The sequence below is a fragment of the Chitinophaga sp. genome, from assembly GCF_035538455.1.
Taxonomy (GTDB): Bacteria; Bacteroidota; Bacteroidia; order Chitinophagales; family Chitinophagaceae; genus Chitinophaga.
This window is the reverse complement of record NZ_DATLKJ010000088.1, coordinates 72,906-91,093: the sequence shown is the minus strand read 5'-3', so window position 1 is coordinate 91,093 and position 18,188 is coordinate 72,906. Positions and strand designations below refer to the sequence as shown.

At 49.8% G+C, this 18,188-nt stretch carries 12 protein-coding genes and 1 riboswitch; of the genes, 4 read left to right on the top strand and 8 right to left on the bottom strand.

What is annotated here, in order from left to right:
* Positions 1-23: 23 nt before the first annotated feature.
* From cobA to VM802_RS10420, 7 genes are all read right to left on the bottom strand, one after another.
* Positions 24-755, bottom strand: coding sequence for a uroporphyrinogen-III C-methyltransferase (gene cobA, locus VM802_RS10450; protein WP_325530074.1), 732 nt, complete (start codon positions 753-755; stop codon positions 24-26).
* A 4-nt stretch (positions 756-759) separates the two neighbouring features.
* Positions 760-1,599, bottom strand: coding sequence for an NAD(P)H-binding protein (locus tag VM802_RS10445; RefSeq protein WP_325530072.1), 840 nt, complete (start codon positions 1,597-1,599; stop codon positions 760-762).
* Between the two features lies 1 nt (position 1,600).
* Entirely contained in the window at positions 1,601-3,640 is a 2,040-nt protein-coding gene (locus VM802_RS10440; RefSeq protein WP_325530069.1) for a TonB-dependent receptor, read from the bottom strand.
* A 66-nt stretch (positions 3,641-3,706) separates the two neighbouring features.
* On the bottom strand, positions 3,707-4,012 hold the full coding sequence (locus VM802_RS10435; protein ID WP_325530067.1) for a (2Fe-2S) ferredoxin domain-containing protein: 306 nt from the start codon (positions 4,010-4,012) through the stop codon (positions 3,707-3,709).
* Positions 4,013-4,141: 129 nt separating this feature from the next.
* A riboswitch (cobalamin riboswitch) is annotated at positions 4,142-4,333 on the bottom strand.
* A gap of 174 nt (positions 4,334-4,507) precedes the next feature.
* Positions 4,508-5,449: an adenosylcobinamide-phosphate synthase CbiB gene (gene cbiB / locus VM802_RS10430; RefSeq protein WP_325530065.1), complete on the bottom strand. Its 942-nt coding sequence runs from the start codon at positions 5,447-5,449 to the stop codon at positions 4,508-4,510.
* Entirely contained in the window at positions 5,434-6,456 is a 1,023-nt protein-coding gene (locus tag VM802_RS10425) for a pyridoxal phosphate-dependent aminotransferase (RefSeq protein ID WP_325530063.1), read from the bottom strand. Before VM802_RS10425 ends, cbiB begins: the two co-directional genes overlap by 16 nt.
* An 18-nt stretch (positions 6,457-6,474) precedes the next feature.
* A complete protein-coding gene (locus VM802_RS10420; protein ID WP_325530061.1) occupies positions 6,475-7,944 on the bottom strand; it encodes a cobyric acid synthase in 1,470 nt (489 codons plus the stop codon).
* 75 nt (positions 7,945-8,019) lie between these two features.
* On the opposite strand from VM802_RS10420, the gene VM802_RS10415 reads away from it, so the two are divergent.
* Positions 8,020-9,312 (top strand): cobyrinic acid a,c-diamide synthase CobB, encoded by a 1,293-nt coding sequence (locus tag VM802_RS10415; protein WP_325530059.1) that lies wholly within the window; start codon positions 8,020-8,022, stop codon positions 9,310-9,312.
* Positions 9,313-9,319: 7 nt separating this feature from the next.
* Here the strand turns inward: VM802_RS10415 and VM802_RS10410 are convergent, their stop codons facing one another.
* Positions 9,320-10,189 carry an alpha/beta fold hydrolase gene (locus tag VM802_RS10410; protein WP_325530057.1) on the bottom strand — a complete coding sequence of 290 codons (870 nt, stop codon included), beginning with the start codon at positions 10,187-10,189 and terminating at the stop codon, positions 9,320-9,322.
* A 409-nt stretch (positions 10,190-10,598) separates the two neighbouring features.
* On the opposite strand from VM802_RS10410, the gene VM802_RS10405 reads away from it, so the two are divergent.
* From VM802_RS10405 to VM802_RS10395, 3 genes are read left to right on the top strand one after another with little or no spacing between them, the layout of a single operon-like run.
* Entirely contained in the window at positions 10,599-13,412 is a 2,814-nt protein-coding gene (locus tag VM802_RS10405; RefSeq protein ID WP_325530055.1) for a SusC/RagA family TonB-linked outer membrane protein, read from the top strand.
* Positions 13,413-13,442: 30 nt separating this feature from the next.
* Positions 13,443-15,080, top strand: a complete 1,638-nt coding sequence (locus VM802_RS10400; RefSeq protein ID WP_325530053.1) for a RagB/SusD family nutrient uptake outer membrane protein — start codon at positions 13,443-13,445, stop codon at positions 15,078-15,080.
* A gap of 24 nt (positions 15,081-15,104) precedes the next feature.
* Positions 15,105-18,176, top strand: coding sequence for a SusC/RagA family TonB-linked outer membrane protein (locus tag VM802_RS10395; protein WP_325530051.1), 3,072 nt, complete (start codon positions 15,105-15,107; stop codon positions 18,174-18,176).
* Positions 18,177-18,188 lie beyond the last annotated feature (12 nt).

Sequence of the window (18,188 nt, the reverse complement as noted above, 5' to 3'; positions counted from 1 at the left end):
TAACAGCTAATAGCTGTCAGCCGTTATAAAACATCCGCATGCCGGCCGATGATAAATACTACCGGCATGGGTAGCGGTGTTGCCGCCAGTCTGTTTTCAATTTCATTCAGTGTAGCCGTTACCGTTTGCTGGGTGGCGCCTGATACCTGTGAGACGGCTGTCACATATACCGTTTCCTCTCCTGCTGCCAGCTTCAGTTTTTCCAACACGCCGGGCAGGTTACTGAGTCCCATGTACATCACAAGGGATGTGCCTGTGCGCAGCATATTCGCCAGCGCATCCAGCTGTTCGTGATCATAGTTGGCGGTATGTCCCGTACAGAACAGCACCGCATTGCTGCGGTTACGTTCTGTGAGCGGTATATGGCAAAGACTGGCAGCTGCAATGCCGGCAGTCAGTCCTGGTATTACTTCGAAGGGAATGTTTTGTTCCCGGAGGTAGCGTACTTCCTCAGCGGCGCGACCGTATATAAAAGGGTCGCCTGATTTCAGGCGCACTACTTTTTTTCCTTCGCGGGCATATAGTTCCATCTGGCGGTTGATATGCACCTGGCGGGCGACAGGATCGCCCTGGTCGCCGTACTTCTTACCGGCATAGATCATCTCTGTTCCGGGGCGGCAAAGCGCCAGTATTTCAGCTGATACTAGGTTGTCGTATAACACCACGTCCGCGTGCTCAATGCTGCGCAGGGCCCTTACCGTCAGCAAATCCGCTGCGCCTGGTCCGGCTCCTGTAATACAGACAGGGTGCAGCATTTGATTATTTTTCTCCTGCATGATCTTTGAATATCAATAACGGATCGTCGTAAATAAATTCGTATTCCAGCATCTTCTTCAGTCTGGAAGAGCTTACTATTTTGTAAGGCAGTTCCCTTGGCTGCAGTTTTTTCGGCATCACGAGATTAAGCGCTGCGGCGGCGGCTTTATAGTAGTGGTACCGAATGGGATGCGCGCTGGCACAGGCGTTGAATATTTCATTCCACACATCTTTCTCAATTACACGGGCGATGACGCCGATACAATCATCCCGGTGGATGGAGTTCATTGGCACATCATTCACGCGTCTGCCGGTAGCCAGTGTTTCAGCAGTGGGTACCCGGTCATAGCCAATCAACCCGCCGAAGCGCAGGACGGTGGTCTTAAACTCCGGCGATTGCAACAGCAGTTGTTCGGCCTCCCGTAATGCTTGTCCGTTAGATGTTTCCGGCTTCTCCATATTGGCTTCCGTCACCAGGTCGTTGATATCGGCATACACTGAAGTGGAGCTGACGAATATCACTTTCCCGATGCGGGATGTTTTTAGCTTATCACGGAGCAGCGTGACTTCTTTCACGTGTGCATCCGGTTCCCGGTCTTTGCTGCGGGGCGGGATATTGATGATCAGTATATCCGCGTCCCAGAAAGCGTCTGGCGCTTCCAGTGTTTCCGGTGTCAGTGTTACGGCGTAGCCATCGATACCGGCGGCGCACAATTCCTTTGCGCCGTTTTCTGTTGTCCTGGCGCCTTTGACCTGATAGCCTGCATTGGCCAGGTGGTGTGCCAGCGGCCTACCTAACCAGCCACAAGCCAGGATACTGATAGTTGTGACGTTTTGATCCATATTAAAATTTAACCGTTATACTTCCTCTCAGGCAGAAAGGAGTACCTGGCGTAATATGAAAATCCATGACGGGCGCTTTTTCTTCTTTCAGTTGTGTTTCATCATAGAACTGCGCTTCCGCCCATTTCACATTAGAGATGTTTTCCGCAGACAGCCCAAACTCATAGCGTTTCAGCCGGTATTTTACTACGGCGTCTGTCAGGAAATAGGATGCTGATTGTACTGAGTTATCTTCCAACGCTGGTCTTTTACCCATATAACGGTAACGGATATTCGCATTCCAGCCATTTCTGGTCTGGTAAGTGAGTCCGCCGGTGCTGGTGAATACGGGGGCAAAGGGCACGTAGTTTTCCTTCGGAGCCGCGTCCATCAGCCGTGGACGGGCGTAGTTGAGGTTAACGTCTGCCCAAAGCGGAGTGAATACATGATAACGCAGGGCAACATCTACGCCGGTGCGTGTAGCGCGGCCTATGTTTTCATAGCTCCCATCATCAGCGATAAAGCGGTATTCCGCATCACTCTGCAGCCACCACCAGGTTGCGGTAATCAACATTCTGCCTGTGAGCTTAAAGTTAACACCAATATCTGAACCATAAGAACGTGGCACTGCATTATCCTGTCCGTTGCGTACTGCAATGTTGGCATAGTTGGAATGGAAACCCATACCGGCCTTTGCAAAGAGGGCCAGGGCGGGCGATACGTCGTAGTATACATTGAGTTTCGGGCTGAGGCGGTAAGCAGTAGCATGACCATTGTTACCTGGCTGCATTCTGTCGCGCAGACCGAAGGTGAAGAGATCGTTGCGCAGGCCCAGGTTAAAGCTCCACCCGTTATTCAGCCGTAATGTTTCGCTGAGGTAGAGCGAATAATTGGCTACGGTGGCCTTGCTGGAATCTTCGTTGGATAAGAGTTCCCGTTCCTTTACATGATCACGGCCCAGGTTTACCACATCCACGCGGGCGCCCAATCCGATTTCTGATTCGAGGGTAGCTGTTCCGAGGTGGCTTCTGTTGCGGAAAGTATTGCGATATCCGAAGAGATGGCGGCGCTCCCACTGCCGTATTTCATCGCCATTGTCGTGATCATCTTTATAAAAGGTAAAGTTGGACCAGAGGTCGAAAATATTGCGCACGTAGTAGAACTGCTGCTGCATGGAAGAGCGTTCGCTGATCGTAGTATTCCATTGCAGATTGGTATTGATGCGGGTGGTCTTACCTCCTTCTGTTGGATCGACAGAACCGAAACGGCGTAGAGAACCGTCATCTATGGCACGCAGCGGCACCTGCCCTGAAGCATTCCAGCTGCTGGTAAAGCCCGATGCAATAAATGACAGGGTGTTCCTGCTGTTAAGGGTGACATTATATCTACCGAAAAGATTAAAACGATTGAAGTGTTGCAGATTGTCGAAATAGCTATCGGTATAAGTATAATCAGCGGCTACATAAGCGTTCTGATCACGGCCATTCCCATTCACGGGCTGACGATCGAACAGTTTCACGAGTCCTGCGGCCCTGGCGGTGTTGAACTGACCATATTCCAGTTTCACAAACTGGTCCTGCGGGCGGAAGAGCGAGCTGTATACAGCAGCGCCGGCATTGGTGAAGTCGCCCTGTGAAGCTTCATAAGGGCCTTTGTAATAAGCAGCATCGCCAATCACTTCGGGGATGAGAAAATGCATATCGGCATATCCTTGTCCGTGTGCATGATTAGGCAAGTTTACCGGGATACCGTCAACGAATATACCGAAGTCGGTACCGTGATCATTATCGATGCCACGCACGAGGATCTGTTCGGCTTTACCGCCGCCGGCATGCTGCGCAATGAAAAGCCCCGGCACTGTGCGAAGCAGGTCCTGCGCCGATTTCAACGGTTGTAATTGTATGTCTATCCTTGATAGCATATGGGCGCTTTTGTCGGTACTTCCTGCAACATCTACTGCTTTCAGGTTTAAGGTTTTCAGTCGCAGCGAGTCGTTATTTTTCTGCTGTGCTGCGGCAGTCATCGTATAGCAACAAATGAGTGATATGTAAAACGTTCGCATGGGTTCTGGCGGGCAATAGTTATCAGCTTTTAGCGGTATGCTAAAAGTCCAATGCCTATAATTTTATTAAGGATGAAAGAAGATGTTATCCTCTACTGGATTGTTTTCCAACAGATGGTTCTTAACGAGGCCGGCTGTTAATTCCGGCAGCATGCCTTTGTACCAGGTACCATCGGGGTGAATAAAAACGACAGGGCCATGTTCGCACTGGCCGGTGCAACGTGTGCGGATGGTATGCACTTCATCATGCAGTTCGTTGGCCGCGATGGCCGCTCTTAGTTGTACGGTGGTGTCTTCCGCTCCCTTGTTCAGGCAGGAGTTTCCATTGCAGATAAACGCGATGCGTTTAACTTTTTGCAGATCTTTACCCATGAAGTAATCCAGTTAATAAGCCCGTTAACGGTTTTAAAAAATGCGGAAAGCGGTAAGGGGGAAGATATGAGGAAGGGATACCACGGCGGGCGTGGTACAACCGACCATGCTTCTATCCCGGAAGCTGTCCGTGTATCGTGTTGTCTGGCAGGTCTTCTGGCTCGTTCCGTCAGCTGACGTCTTCCCATTTCATGCGAAACAGTGACTATATATCAGCAGCGCTTTTATGAACTTACAGCAGCGGGTACTGCTCCGGATTTGCACCGGATTCCCTATTAAGTCTTTGTTTGAAACAAAAACACCAGTTAACGCGGGCGAAGATACAACAATGATTAATATGATTGTTATGATTTTCCTGATGAGCGAAGAATGTCTGAACTGTGATTAATGATGATTTATTTGATTTTCCTGATGAGCGAAGATTATGTAGAAGATTATTAAGTTTAACAGATGATAAACTTCGCTCATCAGGAAAATCAAAAAAATCATCATTAATCACAGTTCAGACAGTAATAATAAAGTCAAAGAAACTAAACCTATCATCACCGCGGTGACGGCGTGGTTTACGTACTTTGCCTTGTTGAATTCCTGATGTTGAATATCGCGGTCATGCTCACCGATGTAGGGCTTTTCCACCACTTTACCGTGGTAGGTATTGGGTCCGCCGAACCGGCAGTTAAGGATACCAGCCATAGCGGCTTCGGGGTATCCTGAATTGGGGCTGGCATGTGCGCGGCCGTATTTCAGTATGTACTGCCATGCCCTGCCGCTACCTGTTACCAATACCATCAGCAGAGCCGTGAGGCGTGCGGGAATAAAGTTGGCGACATCATCGAGGCGTGCTGCAAATCTACCGAAGTACAGATACTGTTCATTCTTATAGCCTATCATGGAATCCAGTGTATTGATCATTTTGTAAAGCATCATACCTGGCAATCCCAGTACTGCGTAAAAGAAGAGCGGTGCAATAACACCATCACTGAGGTTTTCAGACATTGACTCCATCACTGCGATACGGATCCGGGAGGGCGACAACTGCGAGGTATCACGCCCCACGATCCACGACAGGCGGCTGCGTCCTGCTTCCAGTCCGCCGTGCTCCAATGCATCGAACACTTCTTTTCCTTCCTGGAGCAGGCTTCTATTGGCCAGGCCGAAAAACACGAAGACAGCCGTAAAGAGTACCCAGGCCACAGGCCATTGCCAGAGCCATTGCTGTATGCAGAAGAAAAAAGCAAATGCAGCAGCGCATAGTGTTATTGTGAGCGCCGTTCCTCTCATGAAACGGGCTTTCCCGCGGTTCATCCACTGCGTACCATATTGTATAAGGCGGCCGAAAAGCTTAACCGGGTGTGGCCATGAGCGGGGATCTCCCAGCAGGAGGTCTGCCAGGTATCCCAACAGTAACGGGAGTACGAATTTTACAGTAACCTCCATTTTTCCAGCGCAGTGATGAGCAATTGATTGTCTGTTTGATTACGGCAGGCTACCCGGCAATGCCCGGAGCCAAGGCCATAGAAGTTGGAGGCGTCGCGGATCAGTATACCGTATTCCTCCACCAGCCGGGATTTGAGCGCAGCAGCCGTGCTGGTGAGGGTTTCTAACAGCAAGTAATGCGTATGGGTAGGATATACTTTGAACTCCGGCAGTTGCCTGATCTGGTCGTACAGCTGGAAAGTGTCTGCCAGCAGGTTATCGAGCGGGATGGTAAATTCTTTCGGATGCGACAATATATAATACCCGGCTTCCAGCGCCAGTGAATTTACGGACCAGGGCATCCGGTACGACCGGACTCTATCCAGCAACGGTTTCCGGGCGGCGAGGTATCCCAGTCGCAAGCCAGGGATACAGCAGGTTTTAGTCAGTGAGCGCAGCACCAATACATTCGGCAACCGGTGTAAATGCGGCAGCAGGCTGGTAGTGGCGCGGGTGAATTGTATATAGGCTTCATCGATTACAAACAGCGTATGCTTATTGTGCTGTACCAGTTGTAACAATGCCTGTTCTTCCAGTGCCTGACCGGTTGGATTGTTGGGATTACATAGAAAAACCAGATCTGAGCTGAAACTTGTTTCTGGTGTAAGTTTCTCCCAAAGCAGGTATTGTACCTGATGACGATACAGTTTACTGGCATCGGCGTATTCCGCGAATGTGGGTGCTATCACTGTTGTAGTAGCTGCTGCAAATGCCTGCGCCACCATATATATTGCTTCTGTGCCGCCATTAGTAACCACCACCGTTCCGGGTTGCAGCCCGTGATGTGCTTCCAGCGTAGCTTGCAACTTAGCGGCGGCAGCATCGGGGTAATGATCGATACTGCTGATAGCGGCAACAAGGTGTTGTTTCAATCCTTCCTGTAAACCACCGTACCATACATTTGAGCTGAAGTTGGCCGTAACCGGCCGGTTGTAGAGGTATGCATCATCTCCATGACCTATAAGCATATGAACAGGGTTTTTCGGTTAGCTGTTGAGTGCATTGTATATTGCCGTCATATCCAGGTGCCGGCGGATGTGCTCTGCCAGTTTATCGTATTGCTGTTCCCGGAAACCGCGGTAGTCAAAGTCTTTCACGATGGCATCCTTTCCACAGTTTGCCAGCAGATCGTTGATAACAGTATCGTTGTCGAGTATGCCGTGCAGATAGGTGCCCCAGCATTTTTCATTCAGGAAGTAACCGTCCGGCAGGCCGTTATCCAGCTGATTAAGCGGCGAGGGCTGCTCACTAGCGGTAACGCCCATATGAATTTCATATCCTTCACAGGGCTTGCTGCTATTACGATAGCGAAAGCTCCGCTGCTCGGTTACTTTCTCTTTGGTCAGTTCGGTGGCCACCGGTAATATGCCCAGGCCTGGCATGCTGGCCAGCTCCCCTTCTACCCCATGCGGGTCAGTGATCACGGCGCCCATCATCTGAAAGCCGCCACAGATACCTATTACCGTTTTATTGCGCTTATGCGCCTCTGTTACTGCGCGGGCCGTACCGTTGTTACGGATTGCAATGAGATCAGCCATAGTATTTTTACTACCGGGGAGGATCACAATGTCTGCCGTAACAATATCTGCGGGATTATCGGTATAGAAAATATTCACCCGTTCGTCTTTCTCCAGCGCATTGAAGTCGGTGAAGTTAGACATGTGCCGCAGCAGCACTACGGCCATATTGATTCTTCCTGTTGTATGTTTTTTATGTTTGAGTGATAATGCCACTGAGTCTTCCTCTTCGATATAAATATCGTGATAATAAGGCAGCACGCCGGTTACGGGCACACCGGTAAGGGATTCCAGCTGTTTCTTCCCATCTTCAAACAATCGTATGTCTCCTCTGAACTTATTAATGATAACACCTTTCAATAATGCCCGTTCTTCCGGTGGCAGCAATGCCACTGTACCATACACGCTGCCGAAAATACCACCACGATCGATGTCGCCCACGAGATAGACGGCGGCGCCGGCATGCAATGCGATGCGCATATTGGTGATATCCCGATGGCGCAGGTTGATTTCGGAAATACTGCCGGCCCCTTCCATGACTACCGGGTTGTGCTTTGCAGAAAGTCTGTCGAACGCCTGCTTTACTTCTTCAAAGAGTGCATGCTTGTCGTTCTGCATAAAGTATTCCCAGGCTGATTGATTACCGGCGGGCTTTCCATGTAATACGAGCTGGGAGGTTTTGTCGTTGGTAGGTTTCAGTAGTACCGGGTTCATATCTGTACTGCAGGCCACTCCCGCGGCCTCTGCCTGTACCGCCTGCGCGCGGCCGATCTCAAGTCCGTCCGGCGTTGCATAGCTGTTGAGCGACATATTCTGCGCTTTGAATGGCGCAGGCGAATAACCATCCTGTTTGAAGATTCTGCAAAACCCGGCGGTGATGACACTCTTGCCCACATCGGAAGCGGTGCCTACAAACATAACCGGCCGGAGTTGTTTCATATATTTCAGCTTTAGGTGAGGCGAAGATATTAACTTTCTTAAAAGAAAAGCCCGCACCCTTATCTTTGTCGTAGTATGAAGCCACAATTCCTCATAGCGGCGCCACACAGTGGCGCAGGCAAGACAACGGTTACGCTGGGGTTGCTGAGATCCTTGCAGCGCAAGGGTTTGAAGGTACAGCCTTTTAAATGCGGGCCGGATTATATCGATCCTATGCATCACACTATAGCGGCGGGTAGGCCCGGTATCAACCTGGACCGCTTCATGATGAGTGATGCACATGTACAGGAATTGTACAAGCGGAATATAGCGGATGCAGGCGCCGGTATTATTGAAGGCGTCATGGGATTATTTGATGGGTCGGTAAAGATGGAGGGCAGCAGCGCTGCGCTGGCAGCCTTTCTTGACGTACCTGTGATACTGGTGGTAAACGCGAAGGCGATGGCTTATTCTGCCGCCGCCCTGTTGTATGGATATAAGCATTTTTTTAAGGAGATAACGATTGCCGGTGTTATATTCAATTTTGTGAACACCCCATCTCATTACCGCATTCTCCGGGAAGCCGCTGCGGATATAGGTATTACAGCACTCGGATACCTGCCGGTGCAGGATGATATACATATTCCCTCCCGTCACCTTGGCCTTCATATGCCGGAAGACAGCGGGTATGAAGCTGTTATCGACCGTGCAGCCGATCACCTGGAGAAGCATATTGACCTTGATCTGTTATTGCAACTAACGTTGCGGCCTGTTCGTGAAGTATCGACATCGTTACCCCAAACACATCGTGGAAAACTTCGTGTAGGCGTGGCTTATGATGCTGCTTTCAATTTTATTTATCCGGAGAATGTCCGTGCGATTGCATCAGAAGTAAAGTATTTTAGTCCGCTGAAAGATACGGTGCTGCCGGATGTGGATCTTCTTTATTTTCCCGGAGGTTATCCGGAACTCCATCTGCCTGCCCTATCGGCTAATACGGCTATGCTACAGCAACTACAACAGTACAGCGGTAAGATACTTGCCGAATGTGGCGGTATGATGTACCTCGGCGAAGCGATCACAGATGAAAGCGGACAAACATTTACGATGGCAGGCTTATTGCCGGTGCGTACCAGCATGCAACACAAAAAGCTTTCACTTGGTTACCGGCAGGTGTATATCGATAATATTTTACTGAAGGGCCATGAATTTCATTATTCGCGTTATGAAAAGGCCCCGGTTATAGCGTCAGCGGATATACGGGTGTTGAATGCGCGTGGAGAAACGCTGGATAGTCCTGTGTTCAGAACAAACAACATACTTGCAGGATACATGCATTTTTACTTTGGTGATAATGCGGATAGCCTGTTAGATTGTCTGTTTGTCTGATGACGGATCAATACAGGGTATTGATGTCGTTGTGGGTGAGGAAGTCTTCCAGGATGGGTAGCAGTGCATTCAATTTGAACATTACCCCCATGTGTGTGGTGCCGGGCAATACAGCCAGTCGTTTGTTAGGTAATGGTCCCAGGTCGCCCATTTCTCCACCGCCGAGGAGGCGTAGCATTTCCACTGCATGTTCCAGTGTAATGGCGTCTGCATCACCGAAGATCAGCATGGTTTGTGAGCGGATACCTTTAACAGCTGATGCGGGCCAGTTCTGCGGCGCTTCATCGAGTGCTTTCAGTTTGTCTACCAATACCGGGAAATTCCCGGGCTGTGGTGCGAGGCTGTCGTACATTGTTTTGAAAGGAGAACCGTCAAACATCTCCGGTTTGATAGTTGGCACCAGCTTCAGCAATGCTGGCTGGATGCCTGCGCTTTTGTAGGAGGCGGAAGCCACCATGAGTTTCTTCACCAATTCGGGATGACGTATGGCCAGTTGCAGCGCAGTGCCGCCTCCCATGCTGTAACCGAATACATCGGCGCTGTCTATTTTCAGGTACTTCAGGAGGGCGGCAGCATCATCGGCCATGTTTTCATAGGTGATGGGCCGGTTGACATCGCCGGTGCGGCCATGCCCTTGTGATTCCATTACAATTACTTTCCTGTTGCGTGAGAGCTGGTTCATCATATCACGCATGGGACCCTCAATAACCATATAGGCGCCGTGTAGCAGTAATATGGGTGCACCCTCTCCTTGTACTTCATAATAGATCTTTAACCCGTTTACCGGTGCGTACCCTTTGGGCGCAGGTTGTTGTGCATAAGTGGTCTGCAATAACAGTGCAGCGAACATCAGGATAAGAATTGCTGTTTTTTTCATCGTGTTTTGTTTTTGTTGTTTGTTGACACAAAGCTATTTTCTGTGGCGTTAAAAAGATGGGGGAAGATCGGACTATATAGGGGGGCATTTACGTCTTTCCAAATAATATACATTTCTATCATCAGCAATTATTATCATAGCTTCTATCAAATAAATCGTTGTCATTTTTTGGATCGGAATAATTTATTCTTATTTTTATGCAAACGATTACATATTTCCGTGTAATTTTTGGGATGCAAATAGGATGGGATCAGTATACCTATAATATCAACCAGTGAACACAGCGCATAGTTATGAAATTCAACACTTTTTAATTCACCACTACTAAACAGTAGCATTTTTTTAGTCGATTGCTGCAAACGTTTGCAGCAATTCAATCTTTTTTGTCTGGCTCAATCAAAATCAGATTATGGCAAATCACGTCAATCGTGTCGCGGGGATGCTATGCTCCGTGATGATGCCCTTGCTATTACCTTATACGGGTCTTGCACAGGGCAGCTCCACACCTTCCAAACCGGCGAAAGACAGTACCAGGCAACAGGAACGGCCATACGGAGAGGAAATTCTGTACCGTAAAAACTATAACCTGTTGTATGGCCAGCAACCCGTAGCGAAAACTTTGCAATCCGTGGCGCAGATAGGTACCAGCGACCTCGTAAAATCGCCGGTGGCCACTATTTCCAACGCGCTCACCGGCAGACTGCCGGGGTTGTATTCTATACAGGGCAATGGCTTACCCGGACAAGACGGCGTTAATATGTACCTGCGGGGCGTTGCTCCGGTGATTATTGTAGATGGTGTAGTACGGCCGGTACTCTCCATCGCGCCGGAGGAAGTAGCTTCTGTAACCGTACTGAAAGATGCGCTGGCTACTGCAATGCTCGGACAACGCGCCTCTAACGGCGCAGTCCTCATCACCACACGCAAGGGTGACCGTGGTACACACCGCATTTCTTTTACGGCGCAGACAGGCATCCAAAAACTGGCGTCCTTGCCAAAACCACTGGGAGCATATGATTATGCGAGGTTGTACAATGAAGCGCTTGCCAACGACGGTAAAGCACCCGTTTATACACCAACAGACCTTGATCTTTATAAAAGCGGCAAAGACCCTTATGGTCATCCTGACGTTCGCTGGTACGATGAAATATTGCGCAAGCAATCTACTTTCAGTCGCTACAACCTCAACGCATCCGGCGGCGGTGAACTGGCACGTTACTTTGTTTCGCTGGATTACCTTAACCAGCAGGGGCCTTTCAATACGGCATCCTTCAACACTTATAATACTAACTCAGATTACAAGCGTTATATCATCCGCTCTAACATTGACGTGAATGTATCGCCCAGGTTGAATGTATCCCTTAACCTGTCTGGCCGCATACAGAACACCAATGATCCGGGTGGATATACGATGAACTTGTATACGGGTATGCTTATGACTCCTTCCAACGCCTATCCGAAATTAAATCCTAACGGCTCGCTGGGAGGTAACCAGGACTTCCAGAGCAACCTATACGGGCAAAGCGTGAAATCGGGCTACCGCCCCGGTTATAGCAGGGATGTAATGGCCGATGTGGCTATCAAGCGTCAATTGGATGATGTCGTGAAAGGGTTATATATAAAAGGGCTGGTATCCTTCAACACCTCTTATACGGAAAGTACCAACCGCTCTAAATCCTTTGCTGTATATAAAATGAACATAGGCCCTGCGGGCGACACCACCTACCAGCAGTTCGGCACCGACGGCGATCAGGCCAACAGCGTTGGGGTGACGGAGCAGGCTAAAAATTTCTACACAGAAGTATCGCTCGGCTTCGACCGCAAAACAGGCAACAACAATATCAGTGCGCTGGTTATGGCCAATCGTCAGAACATGGTGTATGGTTCTGAGCTGCCGATGAATTTCACCAATCTCTCTGCGCATGTATCTTATGATTACAAAGGCAAGTACCTGCTTGAAGCGGCAGCTTCTTACAGCGGTCTTAACAGATATGTGCCAGGTAAACGAAATGGCTTCTTTCCTTCCATAGGTATTGGCTGGAACATGACCGATGAACCGTTTGTACGCAGCGCCCTTCCCTGGATTACGCTGCTGAAACTACGTGCCACTTATGGTGCAGGTGGCAATGCACGGGCAGGATACTTCGTGTATAACCAGTATTATGGCGACAGCGACGGTTATTATCTGGGGTCCGCCGCCACTTTCTTTTATACAACTACAGAAAGAGTATTGGCTAATCCGGGTATCACGTGGGAGAAATCCAGGAAGTTCAATATCGGGCTGGATGCCGCCATGCTGGCCGACAAGCTGGGATTCAGCATTGAATATTACAACAACCGTTATTCAGATCTGATACAACAACGCGGCCGCAACTCCACTATCATCGGTAATACGTACCCCGATGAAAATATTGGTATCAACCGATATACGGGCGTTGACCTGCAACTGAGATACAACGGGCGTGTGCGCCAGTTCAACTGGTTTGCTTCCGCCAATGTGTCTTTCAACAAAGGCACTGTTATTTACCAGGATGAGGTGTACCGGAAGTATCCATGGATGCAGCGCACGGGTCAGAATACTGACCAGGTATTCGGTTATGTAGCTGAGGGGCTTTTCCAGAGCAAGGAAGAAATAGCAGGACATGCTACCATCGACGGCTATACGCCGGTACCAGGCGATATCAAATACAAAGACCTCAACGGCGATGGCGTGATCAACCAGTTTGATCAACAGGCATTGGCACCTAACAAGCCGCTGTTGTTCTATGGTCTCAACTTCGGCTTCAACTGGCGTGGCTTTGATTTCAGTGCACTATTGCAGGGCGTGCAGAACAGGCGCTTCTATCTCACGGGGCCAATCGAATGGGAGTTCCAGAACAATGGAAAAGGGCAGGCGTTTGAGCATCACCTGGACCGCTGGACACCGGCAACTGCCGCTACAGCCACCTATCCGCGCCTCAGCATTGGCACTAATCCCAATAATCATGTCATCTCTTCCTTCTGGATACAGAACGGCGATTATTTCAGGCTGAAGAATGTGGAACTGGGATATTCTCTGCCTTCCTCGCTGGTAAAGAGAGCGCACATCAACGGCGTGCGCGTATTCGTAAACGGTATGAACCTGCTGACCTCCAAACGTGCGGAGCGCACCGATCCTGAAACGGTGGGCGGCGTATTTCCGTTGCAGAAAGTGTACAACGCGGGCATCAATATCAAACTATAATATTCCTGTCAAACAAAAATAACAATGAACATGAAACGCACTGTATACCTCGGTTTGCTGGCAGGATGCCTGTTGCTGTTATCCTGCAGGAAGAACAGTATCGAGGATGAGCCGCTGAACCAGTGGCAGGAAGACCAGATATTTGACGTAACGGATTCACTGGGCTTATATGCCCGCAACTATTCGCTGGACATCTATGCACGCCTGCCTAATGGCTATAACAGGATAGCCAGCAATCTGCTGGATGCCGCTACGGATGATGCGGTGTCATCGCAGATCACGTCCACCATCGAAAACTTTACCAATGGCCGCATAACCGCCTTCAACCTGCCGGACGACTTCTGGGGCAATGCATATACGGCTATACGAAAATGCAACATCTTTATGTCGAGCATCGACCGTGTGCCGATGATCGCTAAAGACGAAAAGAAATACTGGAAAGCAGAAGTAAGGCTGCTGCGCTCCTTCTTTTACTTTGAACTGATGAAGCGCCATGGCGGTATACCATTGGTAGGCAACAAGATCTTCACCCTGGAAGATGACCTCAATATACCACGCAGTTCCTGGGATGCCTGTGTACAATATGTTGCCAGCGAATGCGACGCCGTGAAAGACAGTCTGCGTACAGACCCTGTGGCGGATCAGGACATCGGCCGTGTAAGCCGTGCTGTGGCGATGTCGCTGAAAGCGCGTGTGCTGCTGTATGCAGCCAGCCCGCTGAACAATTCCGGCAATGACCTTTCCAAATGGCAGGCTGCCGCTGCGGCAGCCAAAGCTGTCATGGACCTCAACGCCTTCTCGCTGGCAGCCTCCTTCCCTACAGTGTTTACCACCAGGAAGAATACAGAAGTGATATTCGCCAGGCAACGTGCCAACACAACCGATGTTGAGAAAAACAACGGTCCTGTAGGGTATACCGGCAACGGTATTGGCAGCGGCTTTACCAGTCCTACGCAGGAACTGGCAGACGCCTTTGAGATGAAGAATGGCCTTCCAATCACTGATCCGGCTTCTGGTTACAATCCTGCCAAACCTTATGACAACAGAGATCCTCGCTTTGCCTGGACCATTATGTATAATGGTATGAAGTGGCTTGGCAGACCGGTGGAGACCTACGAAGGCGGGCGCGACAAACCCGGCGGTGTAGTTACACAAACCCGTACCGGTTACTACATGCGTAAGTTCATGGCTGATTATACCAATAGCACCGCCTACGCCAACCAGACGCACAACTTCGTCATCTTCCGGTATGCAGAGACCCTGCTCAACTTCGCGGAAGCGCAGAACGAAGCCAGTGGACCCGATGCACAGGTATATGCGGCGGTGGAGAGTATCCGTAAGCGCGCCGGCCTGGCGCCCTTTACCTTGAAGCCCGGTCTTACGAAGGAGCAGATGCGGGAAGTGATACGCCACGAAAGGCGTGTGGAACTTGCCTTTGAAGAGCATCGCTTCTGGGATATGCGGCGATGGAAAATTGCCGGGAAGGTTATGAACGGTATGCTGCACGGCATGCGCATCACGCTGAATCCCGACAACAGCTTCTCCTACCAGGTAACCGAAGTGAACAAAGTGGCGTTCCCATCGAAGCTGTACCTCTATCCGATCCCTTATGCGGAGATCATCAAAAATGATAAACTGGAACAGAATGACGGCTGGGAATCCCGCTGATTATTAACATCTAATATAACTGAGATGCGTATACGTTTTTTACGGCTGCTACTGACAGTACTCCTGCTACCTGCATTGTTGCAGGCGCAAGTACGTGCAGTGAAAGGAACTGTTATGGAGGGCAGCAACCCTTTACCCGGCGCTACTATCATGGAAAAAGGGTTGCCCTCCAATGGCGCCATCGCTAATGAGGCCGGCGTTTTTGAAGTGAAGCTGAAAGGCCACTCCAATGTACTTATCATCAATATGATGGGCTTTTTGTCGCAAGAGATCAATGTAGCCGGTAAGTCAGAAATAAAGGTATCCCTGAAAGCTGATGCGAAAGGGCTGGAAGATGTGGTGGTAGTAGGTTTTGGTAAACAGAAGAAGATCACCAACACTGGTTCCGTGAGTGTGGTAAGCGGCAAAGAAGTGAGACAAAGCCCTACCGCCAGTGTACAGAACACCCTGATGGGGAGGCTGCCTGGCTTCTTTTCCCAGCAACGTGGTGGTCAGCCTGGCGCAGACGCCGCCACCTTCTTTATCCGCGGGCAAAGTTCCTTTGCTTCTTCCAACAAACCGTTGGTGATCATGGATGATATTGAGGTAAGCTACGACGATGTGGCCGCACTCGATCCCAACGAAATAGAGAGCATCTCGATCCTGAAGGATGCTTCTACTACGGCGATCTACGGTATCAAAGGTGCCAATGGCGTATTGGTAGTGACCACCCGCCGCGGTAAGAACGGCCCGCCGTCCATCAACGTGAAATCGGAGTTAGGCCGTCAGAGCTGGGCATACAAGCCGAAGTTCCTCAATGCCTATGAATCCGCATTGCTCACCAATGAGGCGCTGGTGAATGGTAAACAGGCTCCCCGCTTTACGCAGGAAGACCTCGACCTCTTCAAAAGCGGCGCCGATCCCTATGGTCATCCGGATGTGAGCTGGTTTGAAACACTCACCAATAACTATTCCCTGCAATCCCGCAACAACCTTGACATTTCAGGCGGTACGGAAAAAGTAAAGTACTTCGTTTCCATGGGGTATCTCTGGCAGAATGGCTTTATCAAAAACTTCTCGCAGAAAGCGGATGTCAACAACAACTATTATTATAAACGCTACAACTTCCGCTCCAACCTGGATATCGAAGCCACTAAAACGCTAAGTATACGTACAGACATCACCGGCCGTTTCGGGGAGCAGAACTCACCGATCACCAACAGCCCCAATAGTAACGGGCTTATCGGGGAGATCTACAGTTATAACTTCCTGCCGCCGTTTGCCTATCCTGTGTACAATCCGGATGACTCTTATGGTCATAATATCAGTATGCCCGGCACGATGAATATTGTAGGAAGACTGGCGCTGCTCGGCTATTCCCGCAAATTCGAAAACGACCTCAATGTGGCTGTTGGCGCTACGCAGAAGCTGGATGTTATTACAGAGGGCTTATCCGTAAAAGGTACTATTGCCTATGCTAACTCCAACTCCTATTCAAGAGGTCTGTCGAGGACAACGGCCGCTTTCCCCGCCTATTACTACAATCCTAAAGACGGTTCTTACACACCACGTGATCCCACACTATACCGTGTTCCGGGCTGGAAGCTGGATTACAGTAACAGTCCGGGCGACAAGGTGCTGACCATTCAGGGAATGGTGAACTACGACCATACCTTCAACAAGGATCACCGCTTCTACGGGCTGGTGTTATTCAACCGGAATACCGCCACCAGAGATAACCCAGAGCTGGTGCCCAACTTTATCCCGTCTAACTTCCTGGGATATTCATCGAGGCTGGGTTACGACTATAAACAGAAATATCTCATAGAGTTGAATGCCGGATATAACGGAACAGACAGGTTCGTTTCCAGTAAGCGCTTCGGGCTTTTCCCGGCTGTTTCCGTCGGATGGAATATTGCGGAAGAAAATTTTGTCAGGAAGAATTTCCCGGCTATTGATCTGCTGAAGTTGCGCGGCTCATACGGCCTGGTAGGTTCTGATGATGTGGGCGGCTACCGTTACCTATATGAGCAGGTATATAACCGTGAAGGCAGTTATTCTTTCGGGGAACTGCACACTCCCACCACCGGCATCCGGGAAGGCACGTTGGGTAACGACGAAGTGACCTGGGAGAAAGAAAAGAAGTTTGACGTAGGTATAGACCTCGCCTTGTTTGACGGGAAACTATCTGCGACTATCGACTATTTCAACAACTACCGTTATGATATCCTGGCGCCGCGTGCCAGCATCCCGCAGATGATTGGTGTTGGCCTCCCTCCTGTGAATCTCGGCCGTGTGCGTAACAAAGGTTTTGACGGAGAAATCACTTACCGCAACAACATCGGTAAGTTCCAGTATTCTGTGAGGGGAACTTTCTCCTTTGCCAAGAACACCATTGTATTCCAGGACGAGCCGGCACAGCGCTATCCATGGCTGGCGCTTACGGGTAGTTCCATCGGCCAGATCAGAGGCTACAAATTCATTGGCTTCTACCAGGACCAGCGTGACATAGACACCAGCGCAGTACCACCTACACCGGTGATCCCCGGAGATCTGAAATACGCGGATCTCAATGGAGATAAAGTGATCAATAAACTGGACCAGCGCGTAATGGGCTATCCGAACCTGCCGAACACAGTACTGGGGCTCACACTGGGCTTCAACTGGAGAGGCATCAGTTTCAGTGCATTGATTCAATCCGCGTTCAACTATAGTCTGCGCCTCACTTCAGAAAGCATCGACGTATTCTTCACCAACTTCCAGCCCATACACCAGGAACGCTGGACGCCAGAGAATAAAGAAAATGCCAGGTTCCCGGTATTACAGACACCATCGTCAGAGATCAGCCGTGGCTTCATCAATCCATCTGATTTCTGGTTCATTAACGCCAAATACATCAGGCTGAAGAATGTGGAGCTGGGTTATGAGTTACCGGCGTCATGGCTGAAGCCTACCAGGTTACGTGGCGTCCGCGTATATGCCAATGCATATAACATTCTCACCTGGACCAATGTCACCAAGATGTACCAGGCAGACCCTGAAGTCAGCTCTGGCGGCGTATTATCGACTTATCCCAATCAGAAGATCATGAACTTCGGTGTTAATGTCACCTTTTAAGCAAATACGATG